The sequence below is a fragment of the Fusobacterium varium genome (assembly GCA_021531615.1).
GTDB classification, from domain to species: domain Bacteria; phylum Fusobacteriota; class Fusobacteriia; order Fusobacteriales; family Fusobacteriaceae; genus Fusobacterium_A; species Fusobacterium_A varium_C.
In genome coordinates, this window is record JADYUE010000011.1 from 1 (window position 1) to 15,926 (window position 15,926).

16 protein-coding genes are annotated in these 15,926 nt (G+C 28.8%); 3 read left to right on the forward strand and 13 right to left on the reverse strand.

The window, feature by feature from the left end:
- The 7 genes from I6E31_05585 to I6E31_05615 form a co-directional block, all read right to left on the reverse strand.
- Positions 1 to 130 (reverse strand): 5-dehydro-4-deoxy-D-glucuronate isomerase (locus I6E31_05585; GenBank protein MCF2639445.1); only part of this gene is annotated, 130 nt, incomplete at its 3' end.
- 17 nt (positions 131 to 147) lie between these two features.
- Positions 148 to 1,269 (reverse strand): glycoside hydrolase family 88 protein, encoded by a 1,122-nt coding sequence (locus I6E31_05590; GenBank protein ID MCF2639446.1) that lies wholly within the window; start codon positions 1,267 to 1,269, stop codon positions 148 to 150.
- A 24-nt stretch (positions 1,270 to 1,293) separates the two neighbouring features.
- A complete protein-coding gene (locus tag I6E31_05595) occupies positions 1,294 to 2,577 on the reverse strand; it encodes a TRAP transporter large permease (protein MCF2639447.1) in 1,284 nt (427 codons plus the stop codon).
- Between the two features lies 1 nt (position 2,578).
- Entirely contained in the window at positions 2,579 to 3,052 is a 474-nt protein-coding gene (locus tag I6E31_05600; GenBank protein MCF2639448.1) for a TRAP transporter small permease, read from the reverse strand.
- A 9-nt stretch (positions 3,053 to 3,061) separates the two neighbouring features.
- Positions 3,062 to 4,060, reverse strand: a complete 999-nt coding sequence (locus I6E31_05605; GenBank protein ID MCF2639449.1) for a TRAP transporter substrate-binding protein — start codon at positions 4,058 to 4,060, stop codon at positions 3,062 to 3,064.
- Between the two features lie 31 nt (positions 4,061 to 4,091).
- Entirely contained in the window at positions 4,092 to 4,406 is a 315-nt protein-coding gene (rhaM, locus tag I6E31_05610; GenBank protein ID MCF2639450.1) for an L-rhamnose mutarotase, read from the reverse strand.
- 108 nt (positions 4,407 to 4,514) lie between these two features.
- Complete coding sequence (locus I6E31_05615) at positions 4,515 to 5,492, reverse strand: helix-turn-helix domain-containing protein (protein MCF2639451.1); 978 nt, start codon at positions 5,490 to 5,492, stop codon at positions 4,515 to 4,517.
- Positions 5,493 to 5,651: 159 nt separating this feature from the next.
- On the opposite strand from I6E31_05615, the gene rhaB reads away from it, so the two are divergent.
- Genes rhaB through rhaD form a run of 3 tightly spaced genes read left to right on the forward strand, consistent with a single transcriptional unit; the run spans position 5,652 to position 9,167 of the window.
- Entirely contained in the window at positions 5,652 to 7,055 is a 1,404-nt protein-coding gene (rhaB, locus tag I6E31_05620; protein MCF2639452.1) for a rhamnulokinase, read from the forward strand.
- Between the two features lie 23 nt (positions 7,056 to 7,078).
- Positions 7,079 to 8,323 carry an L-rhamnose isomerase gene (locus I6E31_05625; protein ID MCF2639453.1) on the forward strand — a complete coding sequence of 415 codons (1,245 nt, stop codon included), beginning with the start codon at positions 7,079 to 7,081 and terminating at the stop codon, positions 8,321 to 8,323.
- A gap of 19 nt (positions 8,324 to 8,342) precedes the next feature.
- Positions 8,343 to 9,167 (forward strand): rhamnulose-1-phosphate aldolase, encoded by an 825-nt coding sequence (rhaD, locus tag I6E31_05630; GenBank protein ID MCF2639454.1) that lies wholly within the window; start codon positions 8,343 to 8,345, stop codon positions 9,165 to 9,167.
- Between the two features lie 104 nt (positions 9,168 to 9,271).
- Here rhaD and I6E31_05635 read toward each other — a convergent pair whose 3' ends face one another.
- From I6E31_05635 to I6E31_05660, 6 genes are all read right to left on the reverse strand, one after another.
- Complete coding sequence (locus I6E31_05635) at positions 9,272 to 10,582, reverse strand: NCS2 family permease (protein ID MCF2639455.1); 1,311 nt, start codon at positions 10,580 to 10,582, stop codon at positions 9,272 to 9,274.
- A gap of 21 nt (positions 10,583 to 10,603) precedes the next feature.
- A complete protein-coding gene (locus tag I6E31_05640) occupies positions 10,604 to 11,098 on the reverse strand; it encodes a nucleoside deaminase (GenBank protein ID MCF2639456.1) in 495 nt (164 codons plus the stop codon).
- A 264-nt stretch (positions 11,099 to 11,362) separates the two neighbouring features.
- Positions 11,363 to 11,662 carry a hypothetical protein gene (locus I6E31_05645; GenBank protein ID MCF2639457.1) on the reverse strand — a complete coding sequence of 100 codons (300 nt, stop codon included), beginning with the start codon at positions 11,660 to 11,662 and terminating at the stop codon, positions 11,363 to 11,365.
- Between the two features lies 1 nt (position 11,663).
- Positions 11,664 to 13,016, reverse strand: a complete 1,353-nt coding sequence (locus I6E31_05650) for a DUF1446 domain-containing protein (protein MCF2639458.1) — start codon at positions 13,014 to 13,016, stop codon at positions 11,664 to 11,666.
- A gap of 23 nt (positions 13,017 to 13,039) precedes the next feature.
- Positions 13,040 to 14,320 carry a citrate transporter gene (locus I6E31_05655; GenBank protein MCF2639459.1) on the reverse strand — a complete coding sequence of 427 codons (1,281 nt, stop codon included), beginning with the start codon at positions 14,318 to 14,320 and terminating at the stop codon, positions 13,040 to 13,042.
- Between the two features lie 223 nt (positions 14,321 to 14,543).
- On the reverse strand, positions 14,544 to 15,884 hold the full coding sequence (locus tag I6E31_05660) for a sigma 54-interacting transcriptional regulator (GenBank protein MCF2639460.1): 1,341 nt from the start codon (positions 15,882 to 15,884) through the stop codon (positions 14,544 to 14,546).
- Positions 15,885 to 15,926: the final 42 nt, after the last annotated feature.

Here is a 15,926-nt window from a genome sequence, read left to right on the forward strand (position 1 = left end):
CATGTGAATAAACTAGGTTTACTTCATCTTCTATAAATACTTTTTCTATTAAATAATGTTTTCTTAACTCTTCTGTTGTATAGTGTTTTGAATCTTCTGGATGATTTGCATATCTTACATCTAATCTCATTTATTTTACCTCCATTATTATCCTATATATTTTAAAGCTTCAGCTAATGCTACTATTGTTAAAGATTGTCCATAAGCCATTGGAGCAATTATTATATTTTTATAATGCTCTTTATTCATTCCTATTCCTGTTCCACCTGAAACATTTAAAACTGTTCCATCTTCATCTATGTTTTCTAAGATAAATTTTAATCCTTTCATTGCAACTTCTTCATATTTTTTATCTAAAACTCCAGCTTGAATTCCTTTAAAAATTCCAGCTACTATACTAGCTGTTCCAGATGTTTCTAAATAACTTTCTGGATCATCTAATACAGTGTGCCAACCTCCATTTTCATTTTGTAACTCTGCTAGTTTTTCAACTTGTGCTCTATATGTAGCTAACATAAATTCTTTTGTTCCTTTTTCTATATACTCTTCTGAACTTTCAATAAATTCCATAAGTCCTAAAGTAAACCAAGAGTTTCCTCTGCACCAGAAGACTTCTCCAAAGTTATTATTTTCTATAAAACTCCATCCATGATAGAATAATCCATTTTTCTTTTCATATAGATATTTTATGTGAATTAGAACTTGATAAATACTTTCAGCTATCCAATCTTTTCTTTGATATTTTACTCCCATTTTATTTAAATATAATGCCATCATAAATAGAGTATCTATCCATAGTTGTCCTTCATTTAATGTTATTCCATCTCTCCCATGAAGAGCACTTGTTACATGTTGGAATCCATTTTCTTTTGTTTTTGGCAATTCATTCATTAACCAATCTGCCCATTCCAGACATAGATCTTCAAATTCTCTATCTTTATAAATGTCACATACATCAATTAAAGTAAGTAATGGTGTTGTTGTGTTTACATTTTTTGTTGGTAATCCTCTTTCTATGTTCTTTTTAAACCAATTATAGAAAAATTCATTATTGTTTTCTAAAATATTTAACTTTTGTAATTTATTGATTCCATATAATCCTACACCTTGTGGCCAATCCCATTCATCTATTCCAAAATCTCTCTCTATAACACCTTTTGCTAAATCTTCAGCCTTTGCATTTTTTATATCTCCTAATTTAGGTGGTTGTAAATTTTTCAATTTATCTAAAACTTTATTTAATTTATCTATTAATATTTCTCTTTCCATCAGAACTCCTCCTTCTATATAATCTTATATAAATGCTAATATAATATTAGGGAAAAATGTTATTATGAACAATACTGCTATTATTGCTACATAATATGGTATCAATGTTTTCATAACATTTTCAACCTTCATCTTAGCCACACTTGCTCCAACAAATAATCCTGTTCCAACTGGTGGTGTAATTGTTCCTATACATAGATTATACACAAAAATTACTCCAAAATGAACTGGATGCATTCCTACTTTTAAAGCTATAGGTAAAAATATAGGAGTGAATATTAAAATTGCTGGTGCTATATCCATAAATGTTCCTATTATTAGTAATAGGATATTTATTAATATCATTATTACATATTTATTTTGTGATATACTTAATATTCCTTCACTTATTGCTGCTGGTAATCCTGTAAATGCCATAGCAAAAGACATTATTGAAGAAGCAGCTATTAAAAACATTATTACTCCTGTCATATGGAAAGTCTCAACTAAGATTCCATACATATCCTTTACAGTTACAGTTTTATAAAATACCATTGATAGAATTACACAATAAAGTACACATACTGCTGAAGCTTCAATAGCTGTAAAGATTCCTGTTACTATTCCAATAATTACCACTAAAATCAATATAACACTAGGGATTCCTTCTATTAAAGTTTTTATAACTTCTTGTTTAGTTGGTCTTTCACAAACAGGATATTTATTCTTTTTAGCAAATATCCATGCTACAAACATTACTGCTAATCCCCATAATATTCCTGAAATATATCCTCCTATAAATAGAGCTGCTATTGAAGTTCCTCCACTTATTAGAGAATAAATTATAAACCCTGGGCTTGGTGGTATTAACATTCCTGTTGGAGCAGAAGCTATATTTACTGCTGCTGAATATGATTTTTCATATCCATCTTTTTCTTCTAAAGGAATAAGAGTTCCACCAACTGCTGTTGATGCTGCAATAGCAGAACCTGATATAGCTCCAAATAACATATTTCCTATTATATTTGTATGAGCTAGAGCTCCTGGAATTCTTCCTCCAATAAGTTTAGCTAAATTAACTAATCTTATAGCTAATCCCCCTCTATTCATTATAGTTCCTGACAAGATAAAGAAAGGAACAGCTATTAGAGAGAAACTATCTAAACTTGTTGCCATTTTTTGTGCTGATGTAAAAACTGAAATATCTCCTGGAGTAACTAATAAAATAGTAGCTAATGAACTAAATGCTATACTTATTGCTATTGGTATTCCTACCACAAATAATGTTACAAAAGTTATAGTTAAAACAATACTTGCTTCTAATATCATCTTATTCTCCTCCTTTATTTCTTAAAGATAGATCATCTTTTATATTTAAAATTGAATAGATTATTATCATTACTCCTGAAATAGGAAGTGATAAATATACAAATCCCATTGGTATTCCTAGAGCTGGTGAGATTTGATATAGTGCAATACTTACAGCATTAGCTCCCCCTTTTACCATAACAAAGAAAGCAAATATTATAAAGATTATATGAAAAACTATGTCTACTATTGCTCCCTCTTTTATATTTAACTTATCTTTCATAAAAGTTATTGCTAAGTGACTCTTCTTTCCAAAAGCATATGCAATTCCTAACATAGATAACCAAATTATTGAAAATCTTAAAAATTCCTCTGAAAATGCACTTGGATTTTTTAATACATATCTACTTAGTATTTGATAAAGAGAAACTAAAACCATGATTACAAATAGTAAACAAGCAAATATTTCTGTCAATTTATCTAATGTTTTTCTCATCTTTTCCTCCTATTTTTTATCCCCTAATTCTCTTATTTCTGTATATACATCTTTTGTTTTTTCATTTTGTTTAAATTCATCATGCATACTTGATGTTAATTCTCTAAATCTACTCTTATCAGGAATAGTATTTATTTTTACTCCAAATTCCTCTATCATTTGTTTTTGTGCTTCTGCTACTGCATCTTTCCATTTATCTTTTTGATAGATTGTTGATTCTATAGCAGCTTCATATACTGCTTTTTTCTCCTCTTCAGTTAACATATCTAAAGTACTTTTACTCATAACAACAATATCAGGAACTCTTGTATGCTCATCATATGAATAATATTGAACTACCTCTCCATGTCTTGCTGTTGTTATAGCAAATTCATTACTTTCTGCTCCATCTAATATCCCTTGTTGTAAAGATGTATATGTCTCACTATTTGACATAGGTACTGGAGATCCCCCCATAAGAGATATCATTTTTATTGCAGTCTCACTTTGCATAACTCTTATTTTCATACCTTTTAAATCTTCTGGTTTTGTTATAGGTCTTCCTTTAGTATAAAAACTTCTTTGTCCACTGTCATAATAAGTCAATCCTACAAATCCTAAATGCTCTGTTGAATTATAAAATTTATCCATTATATCTTTATTATCCATAACTCTATAAAAATGTTCCTCACTATCAAATAAATATGGTAAACCAAAGATTGAATAAATACTTGAGAAACTTTCTAATGCTGATCCACTAACCTTTGTAAAATTGATTACTCCAGTTTGAACCATTTCTATAAATTCTCTTTCTGTTCCTAATTGTCCGTCAGGATAATATTCTACTACTAATTTACCATTTGTTTTTTCCTCTAGTAATCTTCCAAATTCTGCCATAGATTTTTTTACAACTTCACTATTACTTCCATAAGCATATTTCAAAACTTTTCTATCAGTATTACGTCCTTTAAGTATAAGAAACCCTGATATTAAAATTCCTACTAACATTAAACTAAATATTTTTTTCATTTTCTCCTCCTCTTTCTCTATTCCTTTTTTATTACTCTAAGTGAAACATCTCTTTTAACTCTATTGTTACTGGACTATTATCTTCATTTGTTTCCATAATATCTGCCATAAATTTCCACCATTTTTTACATATTTCTGTCTCAGCACTTTTATTCCATAACTCTTCATTTTCTAATTCAATATACCCAAACAAAATACTTGTCTCTTCATCTAGGAAAATAGAGTAATTTCTTCCACCATGCTCTTTTATCATTGCTTTCATCTCATCACAAATTTCATCATGTCTCTTTTTATACTCTACTTCTTTCCCTTTAAATAGTTTCATTTTAAATGATTTTCTTATCATATTGTACTCCTTTCAATCATTTTTATTTTTTTCTTAACAATATCATAGTATTTTATTATATGTAAAAAAAGAACGTAATTTGCAAAATAATACGTTCTTTTTTACAATTTATTCATTTTCTAAATTATTTTTTCTAAAATTAGCTGGTGAAATTCCATATTTTTCTTTAAATTTTTTGTGGAAATAACTGTTGTTTTCATATCCTATGTTATTTACAATATCAGCTATGGATAAATTTGTTTCAAGTAATAATTGCTCTGCAATTTTAAATCTTTTTTCTTGCAATAACTCTTTAAAATTTTGTCCAAATTTGCTCTTAATAAGTCTACTTATTTGAAAAATAGAACTATTTAATTGCTGAGATATCTCTGATAAAGTAGCTGTTTTATATGTTGTTTCTATATAATTTTCTATAATTTTTATCATCATCTCTTCATAGTTTACTTTTGAATTCTTCTCTAAAGTAAAAGTATAATGAGATAAATACATAAAAAGAAGCCCCATTAACTTCTTATTTATATTACGTTCATCTAAAGATTTATTACTTATAATTGAATAAATCAAATTTTCTAATATATTTTCAATAGGAACTATTCCTTCAGTTTTAAACAATAAAAATTGTCCTTTAGTAGTATCATTTCTTAATGTATCTACAATAAAATTACTTATATAATTCTCTTCTTCTAACATTGACAATGCTTCATCAAAAAAACTAGGTTTTATAATAAAATTTATTGCTATATCATTTTTTCCACATGCTTTTATTCCATGAGAAGCGTGACAATTTAAGAAAAGTAGATCCCCTTTTATAAGAGTTAACTCCTCTCCATTAATTATATTTGTAATGCTTCCTTTCAACACATAAATCGCCTCTACATAATCATGTTTATGCTCAGCAAAATCAATAAATCTAGTATGAGTTCTTACAGATATTAAATTTCCAAATTTTAAAAGTTTATCTGCTTCAACAGTAACAAACTCTTTCTTGTTAGTATATATATCTTTTTTTAAAACTTTTTTTCCTGCTAATATTTCCTTTTCTTCCTCTGTAATCTTCTCCAAAAACTTCAATATCTCTATATTCAATTATATTTCTCCTCTTAGCCTTTTTATTCAAATTATACCAAAAACATTCTTTTAAGACAACTTTTTGTTGCAAAAAAAGACATATTTTCATTTAAATAGAGTCCTTATTTTATAAAATCTCTTGTAGTAAAATTTTGTTAAGTTATTAAGGAGGATGTTATGGAACAAAATAGATATTTTTTAGCTATTGATATTGGTGCTTCTAGTGGAAGACACATATTAGGTTATATTAAAAATCAAAAGTTACAATTAGAAGAGATATATAGATTCAAGAATGGAGTATATAATCAAAACAACCAATTATGCTGGGATCTAAAAAGTCTTTTTAATGAGATTCTAAATGGTTTAAAAAAATGTAAAGAAATAAATAAGATTCCTTCTACTTTAGCTATAGACACTTGGGGAGTTGATTTTGTTCTATTAGATAAAGAGGATAAAATTTTAGGTGAAACTGTTAGTTATAGAGATAGCAGAACTAATGGTATTCCAGAAGAGATCTTTAAAACAGTTTCTAAAGAAAATATATATCAAAGAACAGGAATTCAAAATTTAGTTTTCAATACCATTAATCAACTTTACTCTATAAAAAAAAATTCTAATATTTTAGATAAAGCTTCTACTTTCTTAATGATACCTGATTACTTTAACTTTTTATTAACTGGAAAAAAGGTAAATGAATATACTAATGCTTCTACAACTCAACTTTTAAATTTAGAAAGTTCAAATTGGGATTTTGAATTATTAGATAAATTAAATATCCCTAAAAATATATTCCAACCTATTGTTCCTGCTGGTACTTCTCTTGGTTTTCTAAAAAAAGAGATAATAGAAGAGATTGGATTTGACTTAGAAGTTATTACAGCACCTTCTCATGATACAGCTTCTGCTGTTTTGGCTGTTCCATGTTCTAAAGATAATTTTCTTTATCTAAGTTCTGGAACTTGGTCTTTATTAGGTACTGAAAGTAAAAAATACAACTCAACTTTAGAAAGTTTAAAATCTAACTTTACAAATGAAGGAGGATACAATAAAACTTATCGTTATCTTAAAAATATTATGGGACTTTGGATAATGCAAAATGTAAAAAAAGAACTTAATGATAAATACTCTTTTCCTGAATTAAGTCAAATGGCAAATGATTTTTGTGGTGAAAAATATATTATAAATGTTAATGACAATGAATTTTTAGCTCCTACATCTATGATTGAAGCTATAAAAGAGTATTGCAACAAAAAATTTAACCATATTCCTAATTCTATAGAAGAGATTGTAGCTATTATTTATAATAGCCTAGCTCTAAGTTATGCTAATACAATTAAAGAGATTGAAAAACTTACATCTCAAAAATTCAATACCCTATATATTATAGGTGGAGGTTGCCAAGATAATTATCTCAATTATTTAACTGCTAAGAAAAGTGGAATAGAAGTTTTTGCTGGACCTATTGAAGCTACTGCTATTGGTAATTTAGGTTCTCAATTATTAAATAAAAAATATTTTAGCTCTGTAAAAGAGTTTAGAAGTTTTGTATTAAATTCATTTGATATAAAAAAATATAAATAAAAAATTTAGGAGGATATAAAACTATGTCTAGATATGAAGAAGCAAAAAAAATTTACTCAAGAATTGGAATAGATACAGATAAAGCTATTGAAACTTTAAAAAATATCCCTATTTCAATTCATTGTTGGCAAGGTGATGATGTAATAGGATTTGACACTAAAGGAAGTCTTACTGGTGGAATACAAACAACAGGAAATTATCCTGGAAAAGCTAGAACTCCTGAAGAATTAATGGCAGATATTGATAAAGCTTTCTCTTTAATTCCAGGAAAACACAAACTTAATCTTCATGCTAATTATGCTATCTTTGAAGATGGTGAATTTGTAGATAGAGATAAAATAGAACCTAAACACTTTAAAAAATGGGTAGAATTTGCTAAAGAAAGAGGACTAGGACTTGATTTTAACCCTACTTTCTTCTCTCATCCTAAAGCAAGTAGTTTTACTCTTTCTAGTCCAGATGAAGAGATTCGTAAATTTTGGGTAAATCATGCTATTGCTTGTATTAGAATTTCTGAATACTTTGCTACTGAATTAAATCAACCTTGTGTTATGAATATTTGGATCCCTGATGGATATAAAGATATTCCAGCTGATAGAATATCTCCTAGAGCTAGATTTAAAAAATCTTTAGATGAAATATTAGATATTGATTATGATAAAGAAAAAGTTCTTGTATGTCTTGAATCTAAAGTTTTTGGTATAGGTATGGAAAGTTATACTGTAGGTTCTGCTGAATTCTGTTTAAGTTATGCAGCTTCAAAAGGAATTATGCCACTTATGGATAATGGACACTATCATCCAACAGAAGTAGTTTCTGATAAAATATCATCTCTATTATTATTTAATAAAAATTTAGCTCTTCATGTTACTAGACCAGTAAGATGGGATTCTGACCATGTAATCCTTCTTGATGATGAAACAAAAGAGATCTGTAAAGAAATTGTTCGTTGTGATGATATTTCAAGAATTAAAATAGCTACTGATTATTTTGATGCTAGTATTAATAGAGTTGCTGCTTGGATTATTGGAGTAAGAAATCTACAAAAAGCTTTATTATTTGGATTACTTCAACCTAACAATCTTTTATCTAATTTACAATTAAAAGGTGAGCTAACAGAATTGATGATGCTACAAGAAGAGATTAAAACTTATCCTATGGGAGATATTTGGGAAGAATTCTGTAAACAAAATAATGTTATTGCAACTGAAGAATGGTTTAATGAGATAAAAACATATGAAAAAGAAATTTTAAGTAAAAGAGCGTAATATTCAAGGAGGATCTAAAATGGATTATAATATTAAATTTATAAAAGAATTTATTCAATTAACTATTAATGGTTATGAACAAAACTGGCACGAACGTAATGGTGGAAATCTTAGCTATAGATTAAAAGATGAAGAGGTTGAAGCTATTCAAAAATATTGTGATTTTTCTGGTGAATTTAAACCTATAGGAACTTCTGTCCCTAAGTTAGCTGGAGAATACTTCTTAGTTACTGGTTCTGGAAAATTCTTTAGAAATGTATCTCTTGATCCAGAAAATAATATTTGTATTATTCAATTAGATGAAAAAGGAGAAAATTATCGTATCCTTTGGGGATTAAAAAATGGAGGTAGACCTACAAGTGAACTACCTACTCACCTTATGAACCATGAAATAAAAAAGGTAACAACTAATAATAAACATAGAGTAATCTATCACTGCCATCCAGCAAATATTATAGCTTTAACTTTCACTATGCCTTTAGATAATAAAATAATTACTCGTGAGTTATGGGAGATGGCAACTGAATGTCCTGTAGTTTTCCCTAGTGGTGTTGGAATAGTTGAATGGATGGTTCCTGGTGGAAGAGATATTGCTGTAGCTACTTCTAAACTTATGGATAAATATGATGTAGTTATCTGGGCTCATCATGGAATTTTCTGTTCTGGTGAAGATTTTGATACTACTTTTGGACTAGCTCATACTGTTGAAAAATCTGCTGAAATTCTAGTTAAAGTTATCTCTATGGGAGGAAACAAATTACAAACTATCACTCCTCAAAACTTTAGAGATTTAGCTGTAGACTTCAAAGTAACTTTACCTGAAGAGTTTTTATTTGAAAAATAATATATCTAATCTTGAATGGACTGTTGTAAAAAATAGTCCATTTTTTATTTTTTGAAAATAAAAAAGACAAGTAAGTTTAATTTTCCTACTTGTCTCAAGGTATATTAAATTAATAGATTTACTACTGAAAGTGCTCCTATAACCCACATAGTAAGTGAGATCTTTTTAAAGTCCGCACAGGCTACGTTTATAATAATATAAGAGATAAACCCTATACTAAGTCCTATTGCTATACTGTGAGTCATTGGCATAAATATTATTGTCATAAAGGCTGGTATTGATTCTTTCATAGTTGAAAGATCTAATTGAGAGATATTTCTAAACATAAATATTCCAACAATTACTAATGCAGGTGATACTGCAAATACTGGTATAGCTTCAACTATTGGTGCTATAAATAGAGCAAGTAAGAAGAATAATCCTGTGAAAATAGAAGCAAGCCCTGTCTTAGCTCCAACTTTTATTCCTGCTATTGATTCTCCATAAGTTGTAACTGTACTTGTTCCTAATAAAGCTCCTATTATAGTTGACGAGCAGTCTGCTAAAAGCATTCTTCCTAATCCTTTTTTTCTCTCCTCCTCATTTCTAAATTGAACCTCTTTGTATGTAAACATCAGTACACTTAAAGAATCAAATAGATCTATAAACATAAATGAGAAAATAGATCCTAAAAGACTAACTTTTAATACTCCAAAAATATTTAGTTTAAAAAGTAATGGTGTCATACTTGGTGGTGATGATAATAGTTTCTCTGGAATATCCACTTCCCCTAAAAACATTCCTATAATAGAGATCACTATTATACTTATTAGAACTCCACCTCTAACCTTTTTCATATCTAGAATATACATTAAAAATAATCCTGCAAAAGAAAGAGCTACTGGTAATGTTATAGGTGCTATCTTTACTAAAGTTTCTGGATTAGCCTCTATAACTCCCATACTTTTTAATCCTATCAATGAAAGAAAAAGTCCTATTCCTACTGTTGCAGCTGTTGAAAGTTGTTGAGGAATAGAGTTAATTATCTTCTCTCTAACTCCACAAATTGCCAGTATCAGATAAAATACCCCTGAAAAGAAAACTACTCCTAAAGCATCTTGCCAAGGAATTCCATTTCCCTTTACTAAAGTAAATGTGAAAAAGGCATTTAATCCAACTCCAGGAGCTAGGGAAATAGGTACATTCCCTAGAATACCCCCTAAAAATGATCCTATTGCAGTTGCTACACAAGTAACTGTTACAAGTGCTCCCTTATCCATTCCTGTCAATGAAAGAACAGCAGGATTTACAAAAATAATATAAGAAATTGTTAAAAAAGTTGTTAATCCCCCAAAAAATTCCCCTTTTATACTTCCACCTCTCTCAGAGATTAAAAATTTATCATCAAGGAATTTTACAAAATTATTTTTCTCCATCATTCATTCCCCTCTTAATTATTATTTATTATTCCAATATCCTATATGAGCTCTTGCTATCTCTTTAGCTAACTCTTCATCTGCAATTGGTCCAATTACCTCTATATTTTTTTGCCCTCTTGCTAAAATTTCTCTACAAGGCATATCAAAAGTTGGGTTATCTTCATCAGCTCCTGTTAAAGCTAAAAGTTGTTTTTCACTTATTCCATAGACAATTCTTCCTACATTTCCCCAATAGATAGCTCCTGTACACATACAACAAGGCTCAGCTGTAGAATAAAGAGTACAATCCCATAAAAACTCTCTTGAATAAAGTTTTACAGCTTTTCTCATAGCAGTAGTTTCTGCATGTCCTGTGCACTCTTTTTCAGTCACTTCAATGTTACCTGATTCAACAATAATATTTCCATCTTTGTCAACTATTAAAGCTCCAAAAGGATGGTTTCCTGATGCTACAGATTCATCTGCAATTTCAATACATCTTTTGATGTATTTAATGTGATCTAAATTACTCATAACTTCCTCCTAAAAAAATTAATAATAAAAAAGGTAACCTCTAAGGGTTACCTTTAACTTACATACACACTTCACCCTTGCAAGATGAGCAGTATTTTCACCTGCCTAATGAGTCTCTTGTGGGCGCCATTGTTACTTAATATTTAGTTTCATATAATTTATGTTAAATTATATCATACATACTTTAAAATTTCAATTAATTTTATTTTAATTTCTTCTTAAGTCCTAAAATATTTTTATTTAATGACTTTAAATAATTTATTCTTAAATCTCCATCTCTAAAAGAGCTGACGACAAACTTTTTCCATGTTTATCTAAGGCTAAAGATCTTGTTACTCCTCCCCCTAGTGCTTCATCCATTACAAAGTTTAAAGCTCCTAAATTAGGAAGTTCATATCTAATTACCTCCCCTTTTACAATATCTTTAAAGTATTCTTTTACCTTTTCTGCTGTTACTTTTTCACAAATTAGATCATAATCTTTTTCATCATAAACTATTAAAGATATATTTGAAATATTTCCCTTATCTCCTGTTCTTGAATGAGCTATTTCTAAAAGTTTCATCTTAAACCTCCTCATATATAACTTCTAATTCTATATCTTCTCTTGGAATAAATATTGAACAAATAGATACAACTTCACTTGCACTTTTTGTTACTCCTCCTCCACCTGAAGGTCCATTAGTATAAAGTGTTTCTACTTCATTTCCTATTTTCACTGCATCTTCTCTTTTTACAGTTCTACCTGCAACTCTTAATCTAACTTCTCCTAATAAAGATGGATCACACAATTTTTTTCCTATACTATTTCCATATAAAGAGTTAACTCCAATTAAATCTACTTTTAATTCATCATATTTTACTCCAGTAAAATCCAATCTTTTTTTAACTACTTCACCTGCTAATTTAGCTTTTTCATAAGCTGTAGATCCACCATAACTGATCTCTCCTGTTCCAATAAAACAATCTTTATAACCTATACTTACCTTTAAAGTAGCTGGTTTTTTCTTACCTGTTGCTCCTGTTAAAAATACTTTATTTTTTTCTAATTCTTTTAATGAGATAGTTGTAAAATTAGCTACTCCATCAGGTGTCATATAATTTTTAGGATCATGAATTTCATAAATAAGCTGTTCTTTACATGTATGAGTACTTACAACTCCACCACTAGTTTCTGTTTTAGTAATAACTACATCTCCATTTTCACTTACCTCAGCAATAGGAAAACCTACATTCCAAAGATCTTCAACCTCATTATATCCAGGTACAGCAAAATATCCACCACAAACTTGAGCTCCACATTCAAGAAGATGTCCTATCATTATACCTTTTCCTATGAGATCATAGTTTTCTACATCCCATCCAAACTCATAAATTAATGGTGCCATAAATATTGCTGGGTCTGCACAACGTCCTGTTACAACTATATCAGCTCCATTTTTTAATGCTTCTACTATTCCATCAACTCCTAAATATACATTTGCTGAAACTAATTTATCTTTAATTGTATTTAAAGGAGTTTTTAATTCAAGAACTTCACAATCTAAATATCTATCTAATTTATCAGAAATATCATCTCCAAGAACTGCTGCAATTTTCAATCCTTTTATATTCATCTCTTCTGCCATAGATTTTATCTTTTTTATTGCTCCTAAAGGATTAGCAGCTCCCATATTTGTAATTACTTTTATATTTTTTTCTTTACAAATAGGTAATATCTTTTCAAATCTATATTCAAGTAATCCATTATATCCCTTATTTGGATCTTTTAATTTTTCCTGTTGTGCAATAGCTATTGTTCTTTCTGCAAGACACTCAAAAACAATATAGTTTATATTCCCATTTAACATTAAATCAACAGCAGGTTCTATTCTATCTCCAGCATATCCTGCTCCTGAAGCTATTCTTATTTTTTTCATTTTAACCTCCTAAAATCCAAACTTTATTTATACAATACTCCTGTTATTACAGCTACAATTAACATCACTATTGTTGTTAAAAAAGCATATGGTATAGTTTTCTTTTGATGCTCTCCCAATTCAACACCTGTAAGTCCTATTAACAAGAATGTTGAAGCTGTAAGTGGACTTACTGGGAATCCAGTTGTCATCTGTCCTAAAATTGCAGCTCTAGCAACTGATATTGCAGAACTACCAAGCTCTTGAGCTGTTGTTGCCAATACTGGTAAAATTCCAAAATAGAATGAATCTGGATCAAATAATAGACTAGCTGGCATACCAATAACCCCTACCAAAATAGCCATAGAACGTCCTAACGATTTTGGTATAATATCAACCATTACTGTTGACATCTCTTTTATCATTCCTGAACCCTGCATTATTCCTATAAATGCTCCTGCTGCAAATAGTATACTAGCCATCATTAAAGCAGCCTTAGCATGTGAATCTACTCTCTCTTTTTGCTCTTTTACTGAAGGATAATTTATTACTACTGAAATACAAAATGCTATCATGAATACCACTGCTGGTGGAAGTTTACCTGATATTAAAACTCCTATTGCTAATATTATAGTAATAATATTTATTCCAAAATTTCTACTTTCTTTCTTTTCTCCTAGATTATCTGTATTAATATTTAAGTGCTCTATATTTCCAAGTCTTTTCTTTTCATCTCTTCCTAATTTTACAGCTACAAATAAAACAAAAACTATTCCTGCTAAAACAGGTATAAATAATGGATTAAATAACTCTGTAACTGAAATTTTTAGTGATGTTGCTGCTCTTAAAGTAGGTCCTCCCCAAGGAAGTACATTCATTACCCCTGCTCCCAGTCCTACAATTGTTGCAAGTGTAGTTTTTCTCATTCCAAGAGCTTCATACAATGGAAGCATTGCTGGAACTGTTACTAAAAAAGTTACTGCTCCTGATCCATCTAAATGTACAATCATTGATAAAATTGCTGTTCCTACTGCTATTTTTACAGGATCTTTTCCTACTACTTTTAATATTTTGTCTATAATTGGTTGAAATGTTCCTGCATCTGTTAAAATACCAAAAAATAAAATTGCAAAAATAAACATTGTTCCTGTAGGAGCAATAGATTTTACCCCATCATTTATAAACTTTCCAATTTTCAATCCATGTCCACCTATAATAGCTGTTATAATTGGAACACTGATAAGAGCTACTAGCGGAGATAATTTTTTCATCATTATTACTGCTAATAAAATAAAAATAGTTAAAAAACCTAATGCTGCTGCCATAATTTCCTCCCTTTAATTATATGTTTTATTTAATTCCTTTGCTTTTATAATGAAGCAAATATCATGCCAAATATATTAGCCTAATTTTTGAGAGTTTTTCTAATTTTTTTCTAATTTTTTAGAAATAAAAAAGGAAGATCTATCTCTTCCCTTTAAAATAAGATATTTTATTGTCATTCTAAAAAGTTAGAATTCTTGTTAAAATTTTCTATTTTTTTAGAAATTATCTGTTCAATTTATTATAAAAAGTAGCAAGAGAGATTCCCAATGCCTTTGCTGCCTTTTTCTTTCCTTCAACACTATCACCATATTTGGCAATAGCTTTATTTATATATTCTTTTTCTACTTTATTTATATATTCATTTAGTTCAATTATCTCACTATCTAAAATATTTTCTTCAACTTTAATTGGTAGATGCTCTTTTAAAATTACTTTTTCTTCCCTCATATTAAAAGTAAATTCTATTATATTTTTTAATTCTCTTATATTTCCACACCATTCATATTCTTTTAACAATTGAATTGCTTCTTGACTTAAAAACATATCTTTTTTGTACTTCTGCGAAAGGTCAGATATGAATTTATTAGCCAATGCAGGTATATCATCTTTTCTCTCTCTCAATGGTGGTATTGTTAAAGGGATAATAGCTATTCTATAATATAGATCCCTTCTAAATTTTCCCTCTTCCATCAATTTAAAAAGATCTTTATTTGTTGCACATATAAGTCTTACATCTATTGGTATCTCCTTACTTCCACCTATTTTTCTAATACTTTTTTCTTGCAAAACACGTAAAAGTTTTCCTTGAAGTCCATATTCTAACTCTCCTATCTCATCAAGAAAAAGTACCCCACCATTTGCTAGTTGAAATAATCCTGTTTTTCCATTTTTTTTAGCTCCTGTAAATGTTCCTTCCTCATAACCAAAGAGTTCACTCTCTATAAGACTTTTTTCAAAAGATGCACAATTTACTGGAATAAAAGGAAAATCTTTTCTTAAACTAAAATTATGTATAGCACTAGCATATAGTTCCTTTCCTGTTCCACTTTCACCTGTTATAAGAACATTTGAATCTGTAAGAGCTATTCTTTTAGCAAACTCTTTTATCTCAACACTTTTTTTATCTACTGCTATAATATCATCAAAATTATATTTTCCACTTCCTAAAGATTTTACATGCTCTTTAAGATTTTGAATTATAATTTTAGAAAGGTTTAATTTCTCAGTAAGCTTATATACATCATTAAGTTCATTAAGTAAGGAAATTCCACCAAGAACTTTATTTTTTTTCCCATAGATTGGTACCATATTTACAATATACTCAACTTCATCCATTTTTCTATGAACATTTAATTGCAACTTTCCACTTTTAATAACTTCAGTAAGATAACTTCCCTTTCTTACATCGGATAATTTTTTTCCTATAATATCTTCTTCTTTAACTTTAGTTATTCTAGTATAAGCTGGGTTTATATATCTTACTATCCCTTCAGAATCTATTATTAAAATTCCATCATATAATGAATCTAATATTATCTTTACCCATTCAGTTATCTTTAGCATATTTCCCCTTTACTTAAATAATTAATATTTAATTAAAGCTGC